Origin of the sequence: Alloiococcus otitis ATCC 51267 (assembly GCF_000315445.1) — a bacterium.
GTDB classification, from domain to species: Bacteria; Bacillota; Bacilli; order Lactobacillales; family Carnobacteriaceae_A; genus Alloiococcus; species Alloiococcus otitis.
Map to the genome: position 1 here is coordinate 12,879 of NZ_JH992962.1, position 20,616 is coordinate 33,494.

Genomic DNA, 20,616 nt, shown 5'->3' on the forward strand with positions numbered 1-20,616 from the left:
ATTACAAGAAGGAGGAAGCCATGTCTGATTTATACAAGGAAGCCGGCGTAGATATCGAAAAAGGATATGAATCAGTTGACCGCATTAAAAGTCACATCGACAAGACCTTGAACAAGAACGTCCTAAGCCAACTCGGAGGCTTTGCCGGCAGCTATTCCCTGAAAGACTTTGACTTTGACCACCCTGTCTTGGTTTCTGGAACAGATGGAGTAGGGACCAAGATTCTATTGGCCCAGCAGGCAGACAAGCATGACACCATCGGGATAGACTGTGTGGCCATGTGCGTTAATGATGTCCTTGCCCAGGGTGCCAAGCCCCTCTTTTTCTTAGACTACCTAGCCCTTGGTCAAAATAAACCAGACCGGGTTGAAAAAATTGTCGCTGGTGTGGCCCAAGGATGCCAAGAGGGGAACATGGCCTTAATTGGGGGCGAAACTGCCGAAATGCCGGATATGTATGACTTAGACGAATATGACCTGGCCGGTTTTGCCCTAGGAATTGCCGACAAGGACCAGATGATGGACCCCAACCAGGTCAAAGCAGGCGACTACCTCCTAGGTCTACCAAGTTCAGGCCTCCATTCCAATGGTTTCTCCCTTGTCCGCAAGCTCTTTTTTAAAGACCGTGACTATGCTTTTGACCATAAATTGAGAAATGGCAAGACCTTAATCGAAGAATTACTAGAACCCACTCGGATTTATGTCAAAGAGGTCTTACCCCTTATTCAAGCTGACTTATTATCCGGCATTGCCCATATTACTGGTGGGGGCTTTTTTGAAAATGTTCCCCGCATGCTACCAGACCAATTAAGTGCTGTGATTGATACCAGCCAAATTCCTAAAAAAGAAATTTTCACCCTCTTAAGTGACCTGTCTGGTATGAGCCGGGAAGACCTATATGGGACCTTTAACATGGGGGTTGGCATGGTCTTAGCGGTTAGTCCCGACAAGAAAGACCAGGTCCTGGACCAAGTCCAAGAGGCCTTTGTCCTCGGACAGGTAAGTGACAAAAAAGATGAAAAACTTGTTTTGAAATAGGGGGTTATAAAATGAACATTGCCCTCTTTGCTTCAGGTCGGGGAAGTAATGTCCAGGCTATCTTGGACCAAACCCAACCTGACCATGTCCCAGTCCAGGCCCAGTGCCTGGTCTGTAATGATCCCGACGCCCCTGCTATTGACCTGGCCAAGGACTACAGTTTGCCTTGCCTTGTCCTGCCTTCTAAAGGGATTAGTCGGTCAGACTGGGAGGCAGAGGTCTTGGCTTATTTGAGTCAGTATGAGATCGACTATATTGTCCTAGCCGGCTTCATGCGTTTACTTAGCCCAAACTTTATTGACCATTTCAAGGACCGGATTCTTAACATCCACCCCTCCCTCCTGCCCAAGTACCCAGGAACCAAGAGCATTGAAGAAGCTTACGACAACCAGGAAAAAGAAACAGGGGTCACCATCTTTTATGTCGATGCCGGGGTGGATACCGGCCGAATCATCGACCAGAGAAGGGTCAAGCTTGACCCTGACTGGTCCCTAGCAGACTTGGAAGACCAGATCCACCGAGTCGAACATGAAATGTACACGCAAGTCTTGATCCAACTCGCCCAAGAAGGAGAGGATGTAAATGACAGATAGCGACAAGCGCTTTGCCCTATTGAGTTTATCAGACAAGGAAGGTCTTCCCTCTCTGGCCCAGGCCTTTGTGGATGCCGGTATTCACTTAATGGCAACAGGGGGGACCTACCGAACCCTTAAGGAGGCAGACTTGCCCGTCCAAGCGGTTGAGGACTTTACCGGAGTCAAGGAAATGCTGGATGGCCGGGTCAAAACCCTGCATCCAAAAATCCATGGCGGCCTCTTAGCCGACCGCAGCAAGCCAGACCACCTTGCCACCATGGCCGACCAAGCCATTCCCGATATTGCTTTTCTGGTGGTCAACCTCTACCCCTTTGCGGAAGTGGTGGCCCAGGATGCTTCAAATGTCGACCGGGCCATTGAAAATATCGACATCGGAGGACCAACCATGTTGCGGTCCGCTGCTAAAAACCATGCCAGTCTGACTGTTTTAACGGACAAGCGGGACTACCCCCTTGTTATAGAGGAGCTAAAAGACCAAGGGCAAACCTCTCAATCTACAAGAAGTTACTTAGCTAGCAAGGTCTTCCAACTGACTGCCCACTATGACCAAGAAATTGCTAACTACCTTGCCCAGGCCAAGCAAGGCCAGGTGTCTGACCAAGGCCAGGACTGGCCCTTTATCAGCCAGACTTATAACTTGAAAGCCAGCCTTCCTTACGGGGAAAACAACCAGCAAAAAGCCTGGTTCTACACAGACGGCCAGGCTAGCCGGTCAACCATTGCTGGAGCCAAGCAGCTAAATGGCAAGGCCCTATCTTTCAACAACATTAAAGATGCTGATGTGGCCATTAATATGCTAGCCGACTTTCCTGACCAAGCTACTGCGATTGCCATCAAGCACATGACACCATGTGGGGTTGGTCGAGGGGACGATATCCACCAAGCCTTTGACCGCTGTTACCAGGCTGATTCCAAGTCGATCTACGGTGGAATTGTTTCATTTAACCAAGTAGTCGATGAAGGATTGGCCCAAAGCCTGTCCAAGATTTTCTTAGAGATTATTGTGGCACCAGGCTTTACCGACTCTGCCTTGGCCATTTTAACCAAGAAGAAAAAACTCCGCCTGCTTGAAATTGACCTACCGGAAAAAAACCAGGCAGGACTCCAGCAGGTATCGGTGTCTGGCGGTTTACTTATCCAAGAACCCGACCAGTCAACTGAGCTGGACTTTCCTTCCGGGCAAAAGCCAAGCCAGTGGACCTATTATGGGGAGGACCAGTATAGCCAGGAAGAACTCCAGACCATGGCCTTTTTAATGAAGGTGGTCAAGTACGTGAAAAGTAATGCCATTGTGGTTGGAGCTGGCCAAATGACCTTAGGCGTTGGTGGTGGCCAGCCTAACCGGGTCAATTCAGCCCAGATCGCCCTGGAAGAGATGCAGGCCAAGAACTTACAGGCTGATGGTAAAATCTTCCTGGCCAGTGATGCCTTTATTCCCATGCGGGATACGGTAGACTTGGCCAGCCAATATGGGGTAGATGTTATTGTCCAGCCTGGAGGGTCCATCCATGATGATGATGTGATAGCCGCTTGCCAGGAAAAAGGCATTGACCTGGTCATGACCGGCTACCGCCACTTTAAGCACTAAAAACAGAACAAGGAGGGATGAAGATGTCAAAGAGGATATTGATTGTTGGGTCAGGTGGCAGAGAACACGCTATTGCCAAGGCTTTGGACCAAAGCCCGCAAGTTGACCGTATCTACCTGGCTCCCGGCAATCCCGGTGTATTAGCCAACACCCAAAAGACCCAGTTAGTAGCTATCGACCCAGGGGACTTTGACTCTTTACTAGGCCTGGTTGACCAAGAAGAAATTGACTGGACCATTGTAGGGCCGGAGAAGGTCTTGGAAGCGGGCATAGTAGATGCCTTCCGGCAAGCGGGTCAAACCATTGTTGGACCGAGTCAAGCGGCCACCCAAATAGAAAGCTCCAAGTATTTTGCCAAACAAGTTATGGCCCAAGCTGGGGTAGCCACTGGCAGCTTTCGGCTTTTTAACCAGGACAAGCGGGATGAAGTTGAAGATTATATTACTAGCCTTCCCCTTCCCATCGTCCTTAAAAAGGATGGCCTAGCCTCTGGCAAGGGTGTTTATATCTGCCAGACCCATGAGGAAGCCCTGTCTAAGGCCCAAGACTTGTTAGATACACCTGACCAAGATTTAATTGTTGAAGAATTTTTAGATGGGGAAGAATTTTCCCACTTTGCCCTAGTCAACGAATCTCACGTTATCTCCCTCGGCTTGGCCCGGGACCACAAAAGAGCCTATGACGGGGGCAAGGGGCCTAACACTGGTGGTATGGGGGCCTACTCGCCAGTTACCGACCAGGACCAGGCCTTAAGTCAGGAAATTGTGGACCAAATTGTCCAGCCAGTTGCTGACCAAATGAAAGACTTGGGCCAGCCCTTTACTGGTGTTCTCTTCACTGGGTTGATGCGGGTGAATGGTCAGTTTTATGTGATTGAATTCAATGCTCGGTTCGGCGACCCTGAGACCCAGGTTCTCTTGCCCCGGCTTGAAACTGACCTGGTAGACTTACTCCAAGCCCACCTCAACCAGGCAGAAGCCCAAGTTGACTACCGGCCAGGTAGCAGCCTGGGTGTCATCCTGGCTTCGGCTGGCTATCCCGGCCAAGTGGATGACGGCAAGGACTTGAATTGGGCCGGTGAAGTGGACCAGGCCAACTTGGTTTATTCTGGTGTCGCAGAAAACCAAGGCCAGCTGGTGACCAAGGGCGGTCGGATTTTGATGGTCCAAGCCATGGACGCTTCCCTCCAAGCAAGTCGCCAGCAAGTCTATGACATTTTAGCCAAGCAAGATGTCGAAGGCAGTTTTTACCGTAAAGATATTGGTTTATAAAGTATAGGAGGTCTTAAAATGGAAAAAGTTGCAGTGATTATGGGTAGTAAATCAGATTGGGACCAGATGAAACCAGCTTGCGACCAATTAGATGAGCTGGGGATTGACTACCACAAGAGCGTTATTTCGGCCCACCGGATGACCGATGAGATGAATAGCTTTAGTAAAGAAGCAAGAGACAAGGGAGTTAAGGTTATTATTGCCGGTGCGGGCGGGGCTGCCCACCTACCGGGTATGGTTGCCGCTTCAACCACCCTGCCAGTCATCGGCGTTCCCATTAAAAGCTCAACCCTCAATGGGATCGACTCCCTCTTATCCATCGTCCAAATGCCGAAGGGTGTTCCCGTAGCCACTATGGCAATCGGACCAAGTGGGGCCCGTAATGCCGGAATCATGGCGGCTAAAATTTTATCCATTGAAGATGAAAACATCCACCAAAAACTAGTCGACTTGTCCGAAACAATGAAACAAAATTCAATTGAAAGTAGTGATCAACTTGACTAATGAACCATTATTGCCAGGATCTACCATTGGTATACTAGGCGCCGGCCAACTTGGAAAAATGTTGACCCAATCAGCTCAAAAAATGGGCTACCATGTCCATGTCTTTGATACCAAAGAAGCCTGCACCTTCCCTATCGCTCACAAGAGTGTCTTGGGGGACTTTAGCGACAAGGACCAAGTCTTGAACTTTGCCCAAGAAGTGGACAGCTTGACTTATGAATTTGAAAACATCAATGCTGAAGTTTTAGAAGACTTGTCTAACCAAGATTACTTTATCCAAGGGGCTAAATTGCTGACCATCTCCAAAAACCGCTTGCGGGAGAAAAAATGGTTAAATGCCATCGGGACCCCAACAGTCCCTTACCGCCCTGTCAATAACTTGGACGAGCTCAACCAGGCTTCAGCTGACTTAGGCCTGCCCATAGTCTTGAAAACAGTCGAATTAGGCTATGACGGCAAGGGCCAAGTTTTGATCAAAGACGAAAGTGATTTAACCGACCAAGCCGATGACATTAAGTCCATCCTAGACAGCGGTGGCGTAGCAGAAGCCTTTTGCGACTTCGACTACGAAGCTTCTGTGATTGTGGCCCGCAACCCTCAAGGGGAAATTGAGTGCTTCCCACCAACTGTCAATATCCACCGGGCTGGGATCTTGTGTGCTAGTTATTCTTCTAGCCAGCTCAAAGAAGAATTGTTTGATGATATTAAAGCTGTGGCAACAACCATCGCCAAAGAATCCGACTTGGTAGGGGTTTGCGGTGTTGAGTTGTTTGTCACTAAAGACCAAGAACTCATTGTCAATGAGATTGCACCTCGGCCACACAACTCCGGCCACTATTCCATTGAAGCCTGCAATTTATCCCAATTTGACCAACATATTCTAGCCATTACCAACCGTGAATTGATCGAACCTAGACTGGTCCAACCCACCCTGTCTGTTAATATCTTGGGTCAGCACCTTGACCACTTGGGAGAATTAGTGGCAAAATTCCCTCAAGCTATAGTCCACATCTACGACAAGGGCGAGGGTCGGACCCAACGGAAAATGGGCCACTTCACCCTATCATTTGAAAGTGAAGACCAAATTGCAGAAACATTGAAGGATCCATTCTTACAAGACTGGTTCGACCAAGTTGGCTAAGAGAAAATAAGAGCTAGGAGGATTGCCATGGCACTAGAATACAAGGGAAAAACCAAGGATGTTTATTCTATCGATGACGAAAAAGTTCGCTTGATTTTTAAAGATGATATGACCGGCAAGGACGGCAAGTTCGACCCAGGTGAAAACCAGGCAGATATTGTTGTGGAAGGGGCTGGCGCTTCTAGCTTGGCCTTGACCACCCACTTCTTCCAATTACTCGATGAAAAGAATATTCCAAGCCACTATATCTCTTCCAACTTGGAAGAAGGGTCAATGGACGTTAGACGGGCCAATATTTTTGGCAAGGGCTTGGAAATCATTTGCCGGTTCAAGGCTACAGGAAGTTTCCTTAGACGGTATGATGACTACATCAGTGAAGGCGATGACCTGGATGCCTACACAGAAGTCTCCTTGAAAAATGATGAAAAAGGTGACCCCTTCATCTCCAAGGAAGGCCTGATTCAGCTAGGCATTTTAACTGGCCAAGAATATGACCAGATTATCAATTTGACCAAGCAAATTTCTAGATTGGTAAAAGAGGAATTGGCTCAAAAAGGCTTGGAACTTTACGACATTAAATTGGAATTTGGCCGGGATGCTAAAAGCCAAGACCTTATTCTGATCGATGAAATATCTGGGGGCAATATGCGGGTCTATAAGGACGGCCAGTATTTATTCCCCTTGGACATCAACCAATATGTCCTAAACGGCAAGTAGGTCTGACTTTTAACCTTAAAGGCTTGAAAAATGGGTAGGAAAGTCGCTAAGATAGTAAAAACAAGCAAAAGACAATTTAGGAGGTAAAAAATGACTCTGTGGGAAGATAAGTTCAAAAAAGAAGGCTTAACCTTTGATGATGTTTTACTGGTACCTGGTGAGAGTGACGTCTTGCCCAATGAAACCAAGCTCCAAACCAAATTAGCAGACAATCTTGTCTTAAATATTCCCATCATTAGTGCGGGGATGGATACCGTCACCGAATCGGACATGGCCATTGCTATGGCCCGCCAAGGTGGTTTAGGGGTCATCCACAAAAACATGTCCATCGCTGACCAAGCGCAAGAAGTCAAATTGGTCAAACGGTCAGAAAATGGGGTCATCAAAAACCCCCTCTTCTTGACCAAAAAAGCCCTGGTTAGCCAGGCCAAGGTCATGATGGAAGAAAATAATATATCTGGTATCCCGGTCGTCAACGGACAAGAGGACAAGACCCTGGTCGGTATCTTCACCACCCGTGACCTCCGTTATATATCTGACGAAAGCCAGCCAATCGAAGACTACATGACCCAAGAAGGGGACTTAATCACCGCTCCTTTAAGCACAAGTCTAAAAGAAGCGGAAGAGATCCTCTACCGTAACCGGATTGAAAAATTGCCTTTAGTTGATGACAAGGCCCAACTGGCTGGCCTTATTACATTTAAAGATATTGAAAAAACCATTGCTTATCCTGATGCGGCTAAAGATGACAATGGCCGTTTGCTAACTGCAGCAGCGGTTGGCATCGGAGACGACACCTTTGACCGGGCCCGTGCCTTGATTGAAGCGGAAGTGGATGCCTTAGTCATTGACACTGCCCACGGCCACTCCCGGTCTGTCTTAGATAAGATTGCAGAAATCCGCCAAACCTTCCCGGATGTCACCATCATTGCTGGCAATGTGGCTACTTCTGAAGGGGCCAAAGCCCTTTATGATGCTGGTGTTGATGTGGTGAAAGTCGGGATTGGACCGGGCTCCATTTGTACCACCCGGGTGGTTGCAGGGGTCGGCGTCCCACAACTAACTGCCATTTACGACTCCGCCAAGATTGCCCGTGAATACGGCAAGACCATTATCGCTGACGGTGGGATCAAGCAGTCTGGGGATATTGCCAAGGCCATCGCAGCAGGTGGGAACGCCGTTATGATCGGTTCCATGTTGGCAGGTACAGACGAGTCTCCTGGTCAATTTGAAATCTACCAAGGCCGTAAGTACAAAACTTACCGTGGTATGGGCAGCCTAGCCTCCATGAAAAAAGGGTCTGGCGACCGCTACTTCCAAAACAAGACCAAGGCAGACAAGCGGGTGCCAGAAGGAATTGAAGGCCGGGTAGCCTACCGGGGTCAAGTGGCTGATATTATCTACCAAATGATCGGCGGACTTCGGGCTGGTATGGGCTATGTTGGAGCACCCGACATCCGACACCTAATTGAAGAAGCTCAATTCATCAAGATGAGCGCCACTGGTTTGGTGGAATCCCACCCCCACGATGTCACTATTACCAAGGAAGCGCCAAACTACTCTAGCCATTCTTAAACTTAGTTAAGTTAAACCTTCCTAGATAAATGAAAAATCCAGTTCCCAACTGGACTAGCATTTGCTGCTAGCCAGGTTTAAGGGAACTGGATTTTTTGTCTTCAATTTTAGTGTTTTTGTTTAGTGTTCTTGACTGAAGCTAACAGTTGGTTGGTTAACTAACTTGCCGACTAGGTAGCCAACCAAAAAGCCGATAACCAGGATAGGAAGCCATTCCAACTCGCTTTCAAAGAATGGTTGGCTGGTGATCCAAGACCAAGAAACAAATTTTTGCCGGTAAAGCAGTCCCAATAGGCTGGAAATAAAGACCAAGACCAAAGGGAGGTGAAAGGCAATTTTTGGCAATGGGAGGTAGTTGCTAACCAAAAGCAAGAAGACGGAGGACATGGCTACTGGATAGATGAGGGAAAGGACAGGAACAGATGTTTCAATGATGGTATCCAAACCTTGGTTAGCCAAGACAAAGGAAATCAAGGTAAAGATGACGGCAAAGGTATTGTAGGAAATGTTAGGGAGCAAAGAGTTAAAGTACTCTGCACAGGCTGAAATCAAACCGGATGAGGTTGTTAGGCAGGCAACTAAAACAACCAAGCCAAGCAAGATAACTCCTGCACTACCCAAGGCTTCAGAGGACAGGTATTGCAACATGGCAGCCCCTAGGTTTTGGTCTAGTGGGAGCTCATTGGAAATCAGAACATTGTTACCAATCCAGGCAAGTGACCCGTAAACCAAACTGAGCAAGAGGGCAGCAATAAGGGAAGCCTTCACCGTCCCTTTGAAAATTTCGTGGTTGTCAGAGATCCCCATCCCCTTAATGGCGTTAATGACCAGGATAGCAAAGGCGATAGCTGCGATAGCATCCATGGTTAGGTAGCCTTCGGTAAAGCCGTAAGCAAAAGCTCCTCCGTCGCCAAAGTTATTAATGCTAGAAGAGCCATCGTAACTGGTGGCGAGAAAGATAACACGAACGACAACGATGGTGACGGTAGCTAGCAATATTGGGGTCAGGTAGTTCCCAATGTTATTAGCTAAGTTGTCCGGGTTGAGGGCTAAGTATAAAGTGGCAGCAAAAAAGATAATTGAGGTAATCAGTAGGGCCAGGCCTGTATTCTCACTTAAGAAAGGCAAGACTCCTAATTCATAAGCTGTTGTAGCTGTTCTTGGAACGGCAAAGAATGGGCCGATGGTCAAGTAAATAACCACTAACAGAACAACTGAGAAGACGGGGTTGATCTTCTTGAGAGCCTCACGGTAGCCCCCGCTTGATAAAGCTCCGGTGGCTGTCCCAATTAAAGGCAAGCCAACCCCTGTTAAAACAAATCCAATAATGGCTGGCCAGAAGAAATCTCCGGCATTGAAGCCCACAACTGGTGGGAAAATCAAGTTACCAGCCCCAAAATACATTGCAAATAGCATAAAACCGACTGTGATGACTTGTCGCCACTTCATACTTATTCCTCCTTCTTATAATTATGTTCTTAAGGATATCACAAAAAAATAAAGATGAAAAGAGTAAATATGAATAAAGTTATCATATTTCCCATTGAAAACTTATGGCGAGATTTGAAAGACGGATAAGGCTTGGCCTGACATGGTCCAATTGACTGTCGTATTTTTGTTTACAAAAATAAAATATTGTAAACTAGAATAAAATGGATTTTTAAGCGGATTTTTTTAACATATTTTCCTAATGAAAATTGAAAAATAGATTCTTGAGAAATAAAAAGCCCACTAAAACAATATCAGGTAAGCAGATATATTACAGGATAAGAGGTTGAAATAGGTTACCTACATTTTGCCAATTGAAACCAGCCTAACATTCAAATGAGAATGACAGGTTTGGACTACTAGGCTGAAATCAAAATGTTTGCTATTTTAACAGGGATCAAAAGTCATGTTTGATATTCAAGTGAGTAAAAGCTGGTCCGGGGTAAAATACACGAACCAGCCTTTATCTTCTATCTATTCGCCCACTTCAGCAATAACTTCAATTTCTACTAGGCCACCTTTTGGCAAGTCTTTGACCGCAAAAGCACTCCGGGCTGGGTAGGGTTCCTGGAAATAGTCAGTGTAAATGTCGTTGACGGGACCAAAGTCCTTGATGTCAGCCAACAAGACCAAAACCTTGACCACATTGCCAAAGGTCAGGCCTTGGCTTTCCAATAAGGCCTTTATATTGGCGAAGGCCTGGTGGGTTTGGGCTTCAAGTCCCTCTTTTAAGTCGCCTGTTTTGGGGTCTAGGCCAAGTTGACCAGACAAGTAGACCAGGTTACCTGTTTGGATGCCTTGGGAGTAGGGGCCCAAGGCTGCAGGAGCTTGGTCTGTTTTGATTTCTTTCATCATACATCCTCCTATTGTTTTACTAGGTCAAGTATATAGAAAAAACCTGGCAGATGCACCCTTAAAAAAGTCTCTGCCAGGCTCTTTATTTAAAAACTATTTTATTCACTTGTCTTAAAGTGGTAGATGGGTCCCGCACCGTCCGGATCTATGTCGACTTCTAAGTCATAGGGGTTGAAGAACCAGGCATCATCACGAGCTGCAAAATAGGTGCGATCATTGGCCTGGTCCTGGGCTAAAATGTCATGTTTAGCTGGGTCTTGAATTTTTATTCCTACTGAAAAGCCTTCATGGACTTCCGTTTGGCCATAGACCTTGCCAAAAAATTGCACACCTTGTCCTTCTTTGGGTCCGAGTTCACTTTCGAACCATTGAACAGCTGCAGGGGATACTTTTAATTCCATTTCTTGGACTCCTCTCCTTTATCAACCGGAATCCATCCTGACTGGTCAGTAATCATCTGCCAGAGGGGGTCCGGTATGGCTAATTTGTCTTGGTCGTTTAAATGAATTGCCTGGGCAATATGAGCCTGGTCATCTTGAATTTTTTGGGGCCAGTTGGGGTCAATCAAGAGCTGGCGGCCCACTGCAACCAAGTCACCACTTTTTAAGGCCAGCTGGGCATCCTGGCCATCTCTAACTTTGCCGACATTAATCAAGGGCACCCGGCCAGCGATATGCTGGTAGATTAACTGAGGCAGGTCCTCAATCTGGTTATCTTCGACAAAGAAAGAAGCCTGCTGGTAGTGGCGGACAGACAAGTGGACATAATCAATTTTAGCAGAAATCAGGTGATCAATAAATCGCAAACTGTCTTCAATGCGAATGCCTGGCGCTTCCACTTCTTCAGGACTCAGCCGGTAACCAATTAAAAAGTCCTCCTTATCCATATCTTGGACTGTTTTTTGGACCTCCTTGATGACCCGGGTCGAAAACTCAAAACGATTTTCCAGACTATTCCCCCAATCATCTGTTCTTTGGTTGGAGTGGGGGGAAAAGAATTGCTGGAGGAGGTAGGTATTGGCCCCGTGGAGTTCTACCCCGTCAAAACCCGCTTGCATGGCCCGTCTACTAGCTTGTCCAAAGTTAGTGATCAGGTCTTCAATATCTTCTTCCTTTAAAGCCTTAGGCTGGTGGGCCCAAGGACGGTTGGCTTTGACAGGGGAAGGGGCAAGGATGGCTTGGTTTTCGTTATAGTTGGTCCGGGCCATCCGTCCACCATGGTAAATTTGCAAAATAGCCTTGGCTCCTTCTTTTTTGATGGCTGAAGCTAGGCGGTGAAGACTTGGGATGTTGGAATCTCGGGCAGCTGATATCCCGTTGGCGAAGGCCTGTCCCTCTGGTGAAATGTAAGCACCAGAAGTAATCACCATCCCCAAATGACTCGACCGAGCCTGGTAGTAGTCGATTTCCTGGTCAGATACTGTTCCATCTTCCAGGCTGGAATTAATGGTCATAGGAGCCATGACGAGTCGGTTTTGCAATTTAGTTTTATGGTTGATTTGAAAGGGTGTGAATAATTCATTTGTCATATTTATGCTCCCTAGTCTAACATTAATATCATTGTTAATTAATATTATAAAATATAATAGGAAGAAGCAAAAGTAAAAGGCAAGGGTCTTGACTTTTTTTGATTTGGGTAAAGCTTCAATCCGACATTTTTAAAAGGGGAGCTTTAGGGAATTTATCATGTTCTTTTTCTTGCCTAATCATTACTGAAATCAGCTAGGTGAACTGGTATAATAAGGTTATTACGATAAAAAAGGGTGACTAGATGTCTAAGCAAAGAGGTTTCGAACTTGTAAGTAAATATGAGGGCCAAGGACTTAACCTGCCCCAGCGTGCCAGCAAGGCTTCTGCCGGCTATGACTTGGAGGCGGCCGTTGACGTCAGCCTTCCTTCAATCTGGCAGGTCCTCTTAGCCAATGGTGGTTTAAACCAGGCAGTGTCTTTGGGTCACTTACCGGAAGAAAACGAAGAATTTTTGGCCTCGACCCTAGTGCCGACCGGTGTCAAGGCCTTTATGCCAAATGATGAGTACTTGCTTTTAGCCAACCGGTCTTCTAACCCCATGAAGCGCCAGTTAGCCTTGCCCAATGGGATAGGCGTTATTGATGCAGACTATTACAACAACGCCAATAATGAAGGGGAGATCTTTGTCCAATTGATTAATTACGGTCTAAAACCCTATCAAATAAAAAAAGGGGACCGGATAGCCCAGGCTATTTTTACCCCCTACCGGAAAGTAGATGAGACCGGGATAGATTTAGGTGACCGGACAGGCGGCTTTGGGTCCAGTGGTTACAGTAAGAACTAGCATCGATTTTGAATAAAACGTGTGTGATGTTTGTTACCTTGAAGTTGGGAGGAATAATGTGGCTAAAAAACAAAAAACCATCTTCGTTTGCCAGGAATGCGGGGCTGAATCTCCCAAGTATTTGGGGCGGTGCCCGTCTTGTGGCAAGTGGAACACCCTAGTGGAAGAGCGAGTTCAAGACCGGGCTGACACGCGAAACCGGCTTAATTTTAGTGGCAAACGGGCCAAAGCAGCCCCCATTAACGAAGTCGAAATTGAAAAAGAGGACCGGATCCAAGTCCCCTTTGCCGAATTTAACCGGGTCTTAGGGGGTGGAGTGGTCCCAGGCTCCCTGGTCTTGATCGGGGGCGATCCCGGAATTGGCAAGTCTACCTTGTTACTACAGATTTCTGCCTTTTTGAATAATATCGGGGGCTTGGTCCTTTATGTGACGGGTGAGGAGAGTGCCAGCCAGATTAAGATGCGGGCTGAACGTTTAGACTTGGTGGAGAATAATTTCTACCTTTATGCTGAAACAGACTTGTCAGCCATAGAAGAAACAGTCGAAGAAATCCGACCTAACTTCTTAATTATCGATTCCATCCAGACCATGCACCACCCGGATATCGACAGTGCAGCTGGTTCAGTTTCCCAAGTTCGGGAATCCACTGCCAGCTTGATGAAGATTGCCAAGTCCAATGACATTGCGACTTTTATCGTGGGACATGTCACCAAGGAAGGCAATATTGCAGGGCCCCGGATGCTAGAGCACATGGTTGATACGGTTCTTTACTTCGAAGGAGACCAGCACCAGACTTTCCGGATTTTGCGGGCGGTCAAGAACCGCTTTGGGTCGACCAATGAAATTGCCATTTTTGAAATGAACGAAAAAGGCCTCAAGGAAGTCCAAAATCCTTCCAAACTTTTCTTGGAAGAACGCTTGGCAGGGGCTAATGGGTCAGCAGTCGTGGCTGCCATGGAAGGGACCCGTCCGATCTTGGTGGAGATCCAGTCCTTGATCACCCCAACCGCCTTTGGTAATGCCAAGCGGACTGCCAGTGGTTTAGATTACTCCCGGGTCTCCCTCCTGATGGCGGTTTTGGAGAAGCGGGCTGGCTTACTCCTACAAAATTACGATGCCTACCTCAAGGCAGCTGGGGGAGTCAAGTTAGATGAGCCGGCGATTGACCTTTCCATTGCCGTGAGCATTGCTTCCAGCTACAAGGAAGAAGAAACGGACCCAACCGACTGCTTTATCGGAGAAATTGGATTAACCGGGGAATTGCGCCGGGTTTCGAAAATTGAACAAAGAGTCACTGAAGCAGCTAAACTTGGCTTCAAACGCGTTTTTATCCCCAAAAATAACCAAGAGGGTTGGACCTATCCCAAAGAAATCCAAGTCATCCCCTGCCGGACTATTGGCCAGGTCCTGCAAGTTATTTTCTAAAGTAAATTAGGTTGATTTTTCACAAGGAGTCTAGGACGATTTTTCACAAAACGAACTCGAATTAACCCCAAAAGGCTCATTTCAGTCTTTACTAGGCTTATGAATTGTTTTTATGACCTCTTTTCTTTATAATTAAGCTTGTGTTAACCGTCCGCTCAAAAACATGGGGAGAATGAAAACTATGATTAAATTGAACAAGCAGTTGACACGTTTTGCATCAATTGCCCTGGCTGCCGGAGTTCTAGTGGCCTGCGGTGAAGAAGAAGCAGAAGACCAGTTGGTGGATGGAGACCAGATTGAGATCGCTGTCCTAAACTGGGAAGAAACGATTGCTGCAACCAACGTGATTGGCAATGTACTAGAAGACATTGGCTATGATGTGACGACGACAACAGTTGATGTGGCTGTCCTGTGGCAAGCCCTTGCTGATGGTGAAACCGATGCTTCAGTTTCAGCTTGGTTACCTATTACCCACGGTGCTTTAGAGGAAGAATATGGGGACCAGATTGAAAACTTAGGCGCTCACATTGAAGGAGCTAAGGTTGGCTTAGCCGTTCCAACATACATGGAAGGGCTTGAATCCATCGAAGACTTGACAGATGAAGCGGGTCAAGAAGTGACCGGTATTGAACCCGGATCTGGTATCATGGATTCTGCTGAAAATGCCATGGAGACCTATGACAATTTAGCAGACTGGAACCTACAAAATGCTTCAACTGGAGCCATGCTGTCAGAATTACGGACCAGCATTGACAATGAAGAAGAAATTGTCATTACAGGCTGGAACCCTCACTGGATGTTCCAAGAATATGACTTAAAGTATTTAGATGACCCAGAAGGTGCCTTTGGTGGAGAAGAATCCATCATTACGCAAGTCCGTCAAGGCTTCCAAGATGACCACCCCATTGCTTACTCTGTCTTAGATAACTTTGAATGGGAAATGGATGACATCGAAAGCGTGGTTCAAGAAATGGCTGAAACGGATGACCCAGAAGGTGCAGCTGAAAGCTGGATTGAAGCGAACCAGGACCGGATAGATGAATGGCTTGAAGAGGCTAGACAACTAGCCCAAGAACAATCGGAAGACCAGTAGATTCAAGTAAAGTAGCTTAAATAATGTGAAAGAATAGCGTAGGTTGTGCAGCCTACGCTATTCCTCTTTAGCAGCCAGTTTTCTTTGAGTTAAGAAGGGACAAGGCTTCTAATAGCTAAAAGTCTTTCAAAATGGTTTAATGGGCCGGTTAAATTGATTATAATGTAAAGTATCAGGTTGGCCTGAGCTGAATTAAACCGACTTGTCCAAGTGACCTGAGGGCTGACTTTAGTCTTTACTCTAGCATGGAGGAGTCCCAGGACAAATGATGATCCATTAGCAATACTTAAAATTGAGGAAAAGGAGGGATGTCCTATGAGGAAACTCATCATCCTATTATTTATTTTCGTGGGGGGTAGTATAGGTTTTAACAACTTTACCGACCTCCTCGACAGTCTTCCTCCCATGTCCATACCAACAATTATCTACAATCCTTGGTTGGGCATGGTCTTAGGGGCTGGCATCTTTTTTATTGTTTCGCTCTTTATAGTAGATCCCATCTTGAAGGGGTTAAAACGACTAACTCGGTTTCTAACCGATTTAAGTTTGTCTTACTTGCTTTGTGGAAGTTTGGGGCTTGTTTTTGGTCTTATTATTTCATGGTTAATTAATTTTTCCCTCCAAACTTTCAATATCCCCCTCTTAAATGAAGTGGTTTCGGCTGTGATTACCTTCACCTTAGCTTATGTCGGTTTTTATATCGGGACCAGTTACCATCAAGAAGTGGCTGACTTCTTAAAGAACCAGCAAGATCGACGGAAGGACCAGGAACCTGACCAGGCAGGAGAGACGGGGCATTTTTTGAAATACAAGGTCTTAGACACTAGTGTGATTATCGATGGCCGTATCTTAGGTATTATACGGTCAGGTTTTTTGGAAGGGGTTTTTGTCATCTCCAAATATGTCCTCCAGGAACTCCAGTATATTGCGGATTCACCGGATAGCTTAAAAAGAAGTCACGGTAGGAGGGGCTTGGATATTTTAAACGAGCTTCAAGATGACGACCAGATCCAGGTTGAAATGGATGACCAGGATTTTGAAGATGAAGCAGAAGTCGACCTGAAGTTAGTTCGACTAGCCCAAAACCTGAAGGGGGCCGTTATTACTAATGACTATAACTTAAACAAGGTAGCCCAATTCCAGCAGGTGCCTGTTTTGAATATCAATGAATTGGCCAATCAAGTTAAACCCGCCATTATCCCAGGCGAGGAGATGCGGGTCACCATTGTCAAAAAGGGTACCGAAAGACAGCAAGGCGTGGCATATTTGGAAAATGGAACCATGGTAGTAGTAGAAGATGGCAAGCACTATATTAACCAGTCCCTAGATGTAGTGGTAACCTCATCACTGCAGACCAATGCGGGCCGGATGATTTTTGCCGATATTGCCGACCCTGCCAATGTTGGGGACCCAGAATTTGGCCAGGACCAAAGCCCGGCAGACAGTTAGACCCTGTTTTTATGGGCCAGAAATAAATTGGTCCATCCTGCTTGCTTTTAACCTTGATCGGATGAATGATAAAGACAATTATGGTAAGCTAGTAGGGGTAAGCTAAAAGACCTGAATTAATTATTTTAATAGTTGAAAATACAAACTGTGATGAATGAAAAGGAGATAAAGTCATGTCAGATAAGATCCGCGTCCGTTATGCCCCAAGCCCTACAGGACACTTGCATATAGGGAATGCCCGGACAGCCTTGTTTAACTATCTATTTGCCCGCCATAATGGTGGCGATTTTATTATTCGGACGGAAGATACCGACCAGAAGCGCCATGTTGAAACCGGTGAAGCGAGCCAATTTACCTACTTAAAATGGTTGGGTATCGACTGGGATGAAGGGTCAGATATCGGAGGCGATTACGGTCCATACCGTCAATCTGAACGATTTGACCTTTATAACCAATACATTGACGACTTGCTTGACCGCGACTTAGCCTATAAGTGCTATGCAACCGCCGAAGAGTTAGAAGAAATGAGAGATAAGCAGCGGGCTCAGGGGATTGCCCCCCACTATGATGGTCGCCATGCCCATTTGACCAAAGAAGAACAAGAGGCCTTTGAAGCGGAGGGCAGAGACCCTGTTATCCGTATCCGGGTGCCAGAAGACCAGGTCTACCGCTTTGACGACATGGTGAAAGGGGAGGTCAGCTTTGATGCCAAAGACATTGGCGGGGACTTTGTTATCCGTAAGGTGGATGGGTCTCCAACCTACAACTTTGCCGTAGCAGTAGATGACCACGAAATGGCCATTAGCCATGTCCTAAGAGGGGACGACCATGTTTCCAATACCCCTAAACAATTAGTGGTTTACGATGCTTTCGGCTGGGAGCCTCCAGTCTTTGGCCACATGACCCTGATTATCAATGCCGAAACCGGCAAAAAATTAAGTAAACGGGACGAAAGTATCCTGCAATTTATCGAGCAATACAAGGACTTAGGCTATACCCCTCAAGCCTTGTTTAACTTCATTGCCCTCCTCGGCTGGTCACCTAAGGGCGAAGAAGAAATCTTCTCTAGAGAAGAATTTATCGATATGTTTGATACAGACCGGTTGAATACCTCTCCGGCAGCCTTTGACGAGAAGAAATTGGACTGGATTTCCAACCAATATATTAAAAACCTGGAAGATGAGGCAGTCTTAGACCTAGCCAAACCCCACTTGGAAGAAGCTGGCCTTTATGATCCGGACAAGAAAGACTGGTTTGTTAAGCTAGCCGGTCTCTACAAGGAACAAATGAGCTACGGCAAGGAATTGCTTGACCTAGCCTCCCTTTTCTTCGGGCAAGAGATCAGCTACGGCCCTGAAGAAAAAGAAGTCTTGGACGGTGAAACTGTCGGTCAGGTCCTCAAGTCCTTTAAAGAACACTTAAGTGAAGTGGAACCCTTTGAAAAAGATCCAATCTTTAAAGCTATCAAAGCTGTGCAAAAAGAAACCGGGGTCAAGGGTCGCAATCTCTTTATGCCGATTCGGGTGGCAACTACTGGTGAACAACACGGACCAGAGCTTCCTTTAGCCATCGAACTAATTGGCTATGACCAAACCCAAGCCCATCTTGACCAGGCCCTTTCCTATGTGGAAGGCCAGTAAAAAGGCAAATCTCTAATAGAAAGCAAGTGGATGAATGCAGTATGCAGAACTTCTTGACCTCCTGCCCCTACAAGAACAAGGGAAGATGGATTTGGGGCTAGCAACCATGACCCAGGTGATGGACTTATTGGGCAAGCCCCAAGACCAGGTCCCCATGGTTCATATCGCTGGCACCAATGGCAAGGGGTCGGCCGCAGCCTTTACAGAGCGAATACTCAGGGAGGCTGGCTACAAGGTCGGCTTGTATATTTCCCCTTCCCTAGTGGAATTTAATGAACGGATCCAAATCAATGGCCAAGCCACAAGTGATGACCAGCTGCTCAAGGCAGTCAAGACCCTAAGCCAGGCCTTAGAAGGCACATCCCTTTGCCTGACTGAATTTGAACTTTTTACTGCCCTGGCCTTTTTGACCTTCCAGGACCAGGCTTGTGATATAGCCGTTGTAGAGGTCGGATTAGGAGGACGGTTAGATGCAACCAATGTGATAAGCCGTCCTGCCGTGACTGCCATTACCAAGATTGGCATGGACCACACCGCTTTTTTAGGGGATAGCCTGCCAGAAATAGCTGGTGAGAAGGCCGCCATCGCCAAGCCTGGCTCGCCCATGGTGGTTTATCCCCAGGGTTCAGAAGTGACTCGGGTGATCCAAGACCAGGCGGACCGGGTAGGTGCCCCTCTGACCCTGATTTCTCAATCCGACCTGACTTATAGCCTGACTTCCGACCTCTTGCAAGACTTTGAATACAAGCAGGTTCCTTACCGCATTTCACTTTTAGAAGATTATCAAATTTACAACGCCCTAGTGGCAATCGAAATCTGTTTTGCCTTACAGGAGGCTGGCTGGCAGATTAGTCCTAATTCCATTAAGCAAGGCCTGGTTGAGACTCGCTGGCCCGGCCGTTTTGAAATTATGGCCTCTCATCCGACCGTGATCGTTGATGGGTCTCATAATGAAGACGGCCTGCAGGCTCTCTTGGCTAACCTAGACCGCTACTTTCCAGAACAAAAAAGGATTGGGATCGTAGGCATGTTGGCCGACAAGGATGTTGATGCCGCCCTAGCCCCTTTAACCAAAAGCTTTGACCGGCTTTATACGGTGACACCCGATTCGCCACGGGGGATGGTAGCCTCTCAAATGAAAGAAAAACTGACCGAAATGGTGTCGCCTTCTACTCGGGTCATAGCTTGTGAAGATTATAACCAAGCCCTAGACCTGGCAAGTCAAGTAGCCAGAGGGGATGACCTCATTGTCGTTTTTGGAAGTTTTTATATTGTTGGCAAGTTTAGACAGCTGATTTTAGCAAGAAGAAATGGGGAAGTTTAATTGGTAGACTACCAGAGAATTGAAAAAGCAGTAGAGGAAATATTAAGAGCAGTAGGCGAAGATCCTGGACGTGAAGGACTACTTGAGACACCCAAGCGGGTAGCTAAAATGTATGCTGAACGTTTTGCTGGTCTGGAAAAAGATCCAGCAGTCCACACTCAAAAATATTTCCACGAAGACAATGAACTTGTTTTGGTCAAAGATATTGAGTTCGACTCTACTTGTGAGCACCACCTCCTACCTATCATTGGCAAGGCCCATGTGGCTTATAAACCCAAGGATGGTCGCGTGATTGGTCTCTCCAAGCTTGCTCGGATTCTAGAAGATGTGACCAAGCGCCCCCAACTTCAAGAGCGGATTACCAACCAAGTTGCCGATGTTATTATGGACAATCTAGAGCCCGAAGGTGTTTTTGTCGTGGTGGAAGGTGAACATATGTGCATGTCCATCCGTGGCATCAAAAAGCGTGGCTCCATCACTGTGACCAAGGCGGAAAGAGGAGTCTTCCGGCAAGACAAGGAACTCAAAAAAGAAGTCTTGGACATGATTAAGGAATAAGTTTTTGCTTAGGGGAGAATGACGGATTCATCCTGCTTGGG

At 46.7% G+C, this 20,616-nt stretch carries 19 protein-coding genes; 15 read left to right on the top strand and 4 right to left on the bottom strand.

Annotated features, from left to right (window positions below; all coding sequences use genetic code 11):
* Positions 1 to 20 precede the first annotated feature (20 nt).
* The 8 genes from purM (at position 21) to guaB (ending at position 8,429) form a co-directional block, all read left to right on the top strand.
* A complete protein-coding gene (purM, locus tag HMPREF9698_RS08895; RefSeq protein ID WP_040292867.1) occupies positions 21 to 1,037 on the top strand; it encodes a phosphoribosylformylglycinamidine cyclo-ligase in 1,017 nt (338 codons plus the stop codon).
* Between the two features lie 11 nt (positions 1,038 to 1,048).
* Positions 1,049 to 1,630 (top strand): phosphoribosylglycinamide formyltransferase, encoded by a 582-nt coding sequence (gene purN, locus HMPREF9698_RS07735; protein ID WP_003779035.1) that lies wholly within the window; start codon positions 1,049 to 1,051, stop codon positions 1,628 to 1,630.
* On the top strand, positions 1,620 to 3,221 hold the full coding sequence (gene purH, locus HMPREF9698_RS07740) for a bifunctional phosphoribosylaminoimidazolecarboxamide formyltransferase/IMP cyclohydrolase (RefSeq protein WP_003779036.1): 1,602 nt from the start codon (positions 1,620 to 1,622) through the stop codon (positions 3,219 to 3,221). The genes purN and purH overlap by 11 nt, the downstream gene beginning before the upstream one ends.
* 23 nt (positions 3,222 to 3,244) lie before the next feature.
* Positions 3,245 to 4,492, top strand: coding sequence for a phosphoribosylamine--glycine ligase (purD, locus tag HMPREF9698_RS07745; protein ID WP_003779037.1), 1,248 nt, complete (start codon positions 3,245 to 3,247; stop codon positions 4,490 to 4,492).
* A gap of 18 nt (positions 4,493 to 4,510) precedes the next feature.
* Positions 4,511 to 4,996, top strand: a complete 486-nt coding sequence (purE, locus tag HMPREF9698_RS07750; RefSeq protein ID WP_003779038.1) for a 5-(carboxyamino)imidazole ribonucleotide mutase — start codon at positions 4,511 to 4,513, stop codon at positions 4,994 to 4,996.
* Entirely contained in the window at positions 4,980 to 6,137 is a 1,158-nt protein-coding gene (gene purK, locus HMPREF9698_RS07755; RefSeq protein WP_374189084.1) for a 5-(carboxyamino)imidazole ribonucleotide synthase, read from the top strand. Before purE ends, purK begins: the two co-directional genes overlap by 17 nt.
* Before the next feature lie 27 nt (positions 6,138 to 6,164).
* Positions 6,165 to 6,854: a phosphoribosylaminoimidazolesuccinocarboxamide synthase gene (locus HMPREF9698_RS07760; RefSeq protein ID WP_003779040.1), complete on the top strand. Its 690-nt coding sequence runs from the start codon at positions 6,165 to 6,167 to the stop codon at positions 6,852 to 6,854.
* A 90-nt stretch (positions 6,855 to 6,944) separates the two neighbouring features.
* Positions 6,945 to 8,429: an IMP dehydrogenase gene (guaB, locus tag HMPREF9698_RS07765; protein WP_003779042.1), complete on the top strand. Its 1,485-nt coding sequence runs from the start codon at positions 6,945 to 6,947 to the stop codon at positions 8,427 to 8,429.
* A gap of 120 nt (positions 8,430 to 8,549) precedes the next feature.
* On the opposite strand, the gene brnQ is transcribed toward guaB, so the two are convergent.
* From brnQ to HMPREF9698_RS07785, 4 genes are all read right to left on the bottom strand, one after another.
* Positions 8,550 to 9,878 carry a branched-chain amino acid transport system II carrier protein gene (brnQ, locus tag HMPREF9698_RS07770; protein WP_003779044.1) on the bottom strand — a complete coding sequence of 443 codons (1,329 nt, stop codon included), beginning with the start codon at positions 9,876 to 9,878 and terminating at the stop codon, positions 8,550 to 8,552.
* A 513-nt stretch (positions 9,879 to 10,391) separates the two neighbouring features.
* Positions 10,392 to 10,772, bottom strand: coding sequence for a RidA family protein (locus HMPREF9698_RS07775; protein ID WP_040292851.1), 381 nt, complete (start codon positions 10,770 to 10,772; stop codon positions 10,392 to 10,394).
* Between the two features lie 98 nt (positions 10,773 to 10,870).
* Positions 10,871 to 11,173 carry a HesB/YadR/YfhF family protein gene (locus HMPREF9698_RS07780; protein WP_003779048.1) on the bottom strand — a complete coding sequence of 101 codons (303 nt, stop codon included), beginning with the start codon at positions 11,171 to 11,173 and terminating at the stop codon, positions 10,871 to 10,873.
* Positions 11,164 to 12,300 (bottom strand): NADH-dependent flavin oxidoreductase, encoded by a 1,137-nt coding sequence (locus tag HMPREF9698_RS07785; protein WP_003779049.1) that lies wholly within the window; start codon positions 12,298 to 12,300, stop codon positions 11,164 to 11,166. The genes HMPREF9698_RS07780 and HMPREF9698_RS07785 overlap by 10 nt, the downstream gene beginning before the upstream one ends.
* 242 nt (positions 12,301 to 12,542) lie before the next feature.
* Between HMPREF9698_RS07785 and HMPREF9698_RS07790 the strand changes: the two genes are divergently transcribed.
* The 7 genes from HMPREF9698_RS07790 to folE all read left to right on the top strand — a co-directional run bounded on the left by HMPREF9698_RS07790 (position 12,543) and on the right by folE (position 20,575).
* Positions 12,543 to 13,085, top strand: a complete 543-nt coding sequence (locus HMPREF9698_RS07790; RefSeq protein ID WP_003779051.1) for a dCTP deaminase/dUTPase family protein — start codon at positions 12,543 to 12,545, stop codon at positions 13,083 to 13,085.
* 58 nt (positions 13,086 to 13,143) lie between these two features.
* Positions 13,144 to 14,511: a DNA repair protein RadA gene (gene radA / locus HMPREF9698_RS07795; RefSeq protein WP_003779053.1), complete on the top strand. Its 1,368-nt coding sequence runs from the start codon at positions 13,144 to 13,146 to the stop codon at positions 14,509 to 14,511.
* A 181-nt stretch (positions 14,512 to 14,692) separates the two neighbouring features.
* Positions 14,693 to 15,604, top strand: coding sequence for a glycine betaine ABC transporter substrate-binding protein (locus HMPREF9698_RS07800; RefSeq protein ID WP_003779055.1), 912 nt, complete (start codon positions 14,693 to 14,695; stop codon positions 15,602 to 15,604).
* Positions 15,605 to 15,919: 315 nt separating this feature from the next.
* Positions 15,920 to 17,053, top strand: a complete 1,134-nt coding sequence (locus HMPREF9698_RS07805) for a PIN/TRAM domain-containing protein (RefSeq protein ID WP_003779057.1) — start codon at positions 15,920 to 15,922, stop codon at positions 17,051 to 17,053.
* 173 nt (positions 17,054 to 17,226) lie between these two features.
* Positions 17,227 to 18,693 (top strand): glutamate--tRNA ligase, encoded by a 1,467-nt coding sequence (gene gltX, locus HMPREF9698_RS07810; protein ID WP_003779060.1) that lies wholly within the window; start codon positions 17,227 to 17,229, stop codon positions 18,691 to 18,693.
* A gap of 34 nt (positions 18,694 to 18,727) precedes the next feature.
* On the top strand, positions 18,728 to 20,017 hold the full coding sequence (locus HMPREF9698_RS07815) for a bifunctional folylpolyglutamate synthase/dihydrofolate synthase (protein ID WP_003779061.1): 1,290 nt from the start codon (positions 18,728 to 18,730) through the stop codon (positions 20,015 to 20,017).
* Positions 20,018 to 20,575, top strand: coding sequence for a GTP cyclohydrolase I FolE (gene folE / locus HMPREF9698_RS07820; protein WP_003779063.1), 558 nt, complete (start codon positions 20,018 to 20,020; stop codon positions 20,573 to 20,575).
* Positions 20,576 to 20,616: the final 41 nt, after the last annotated feature.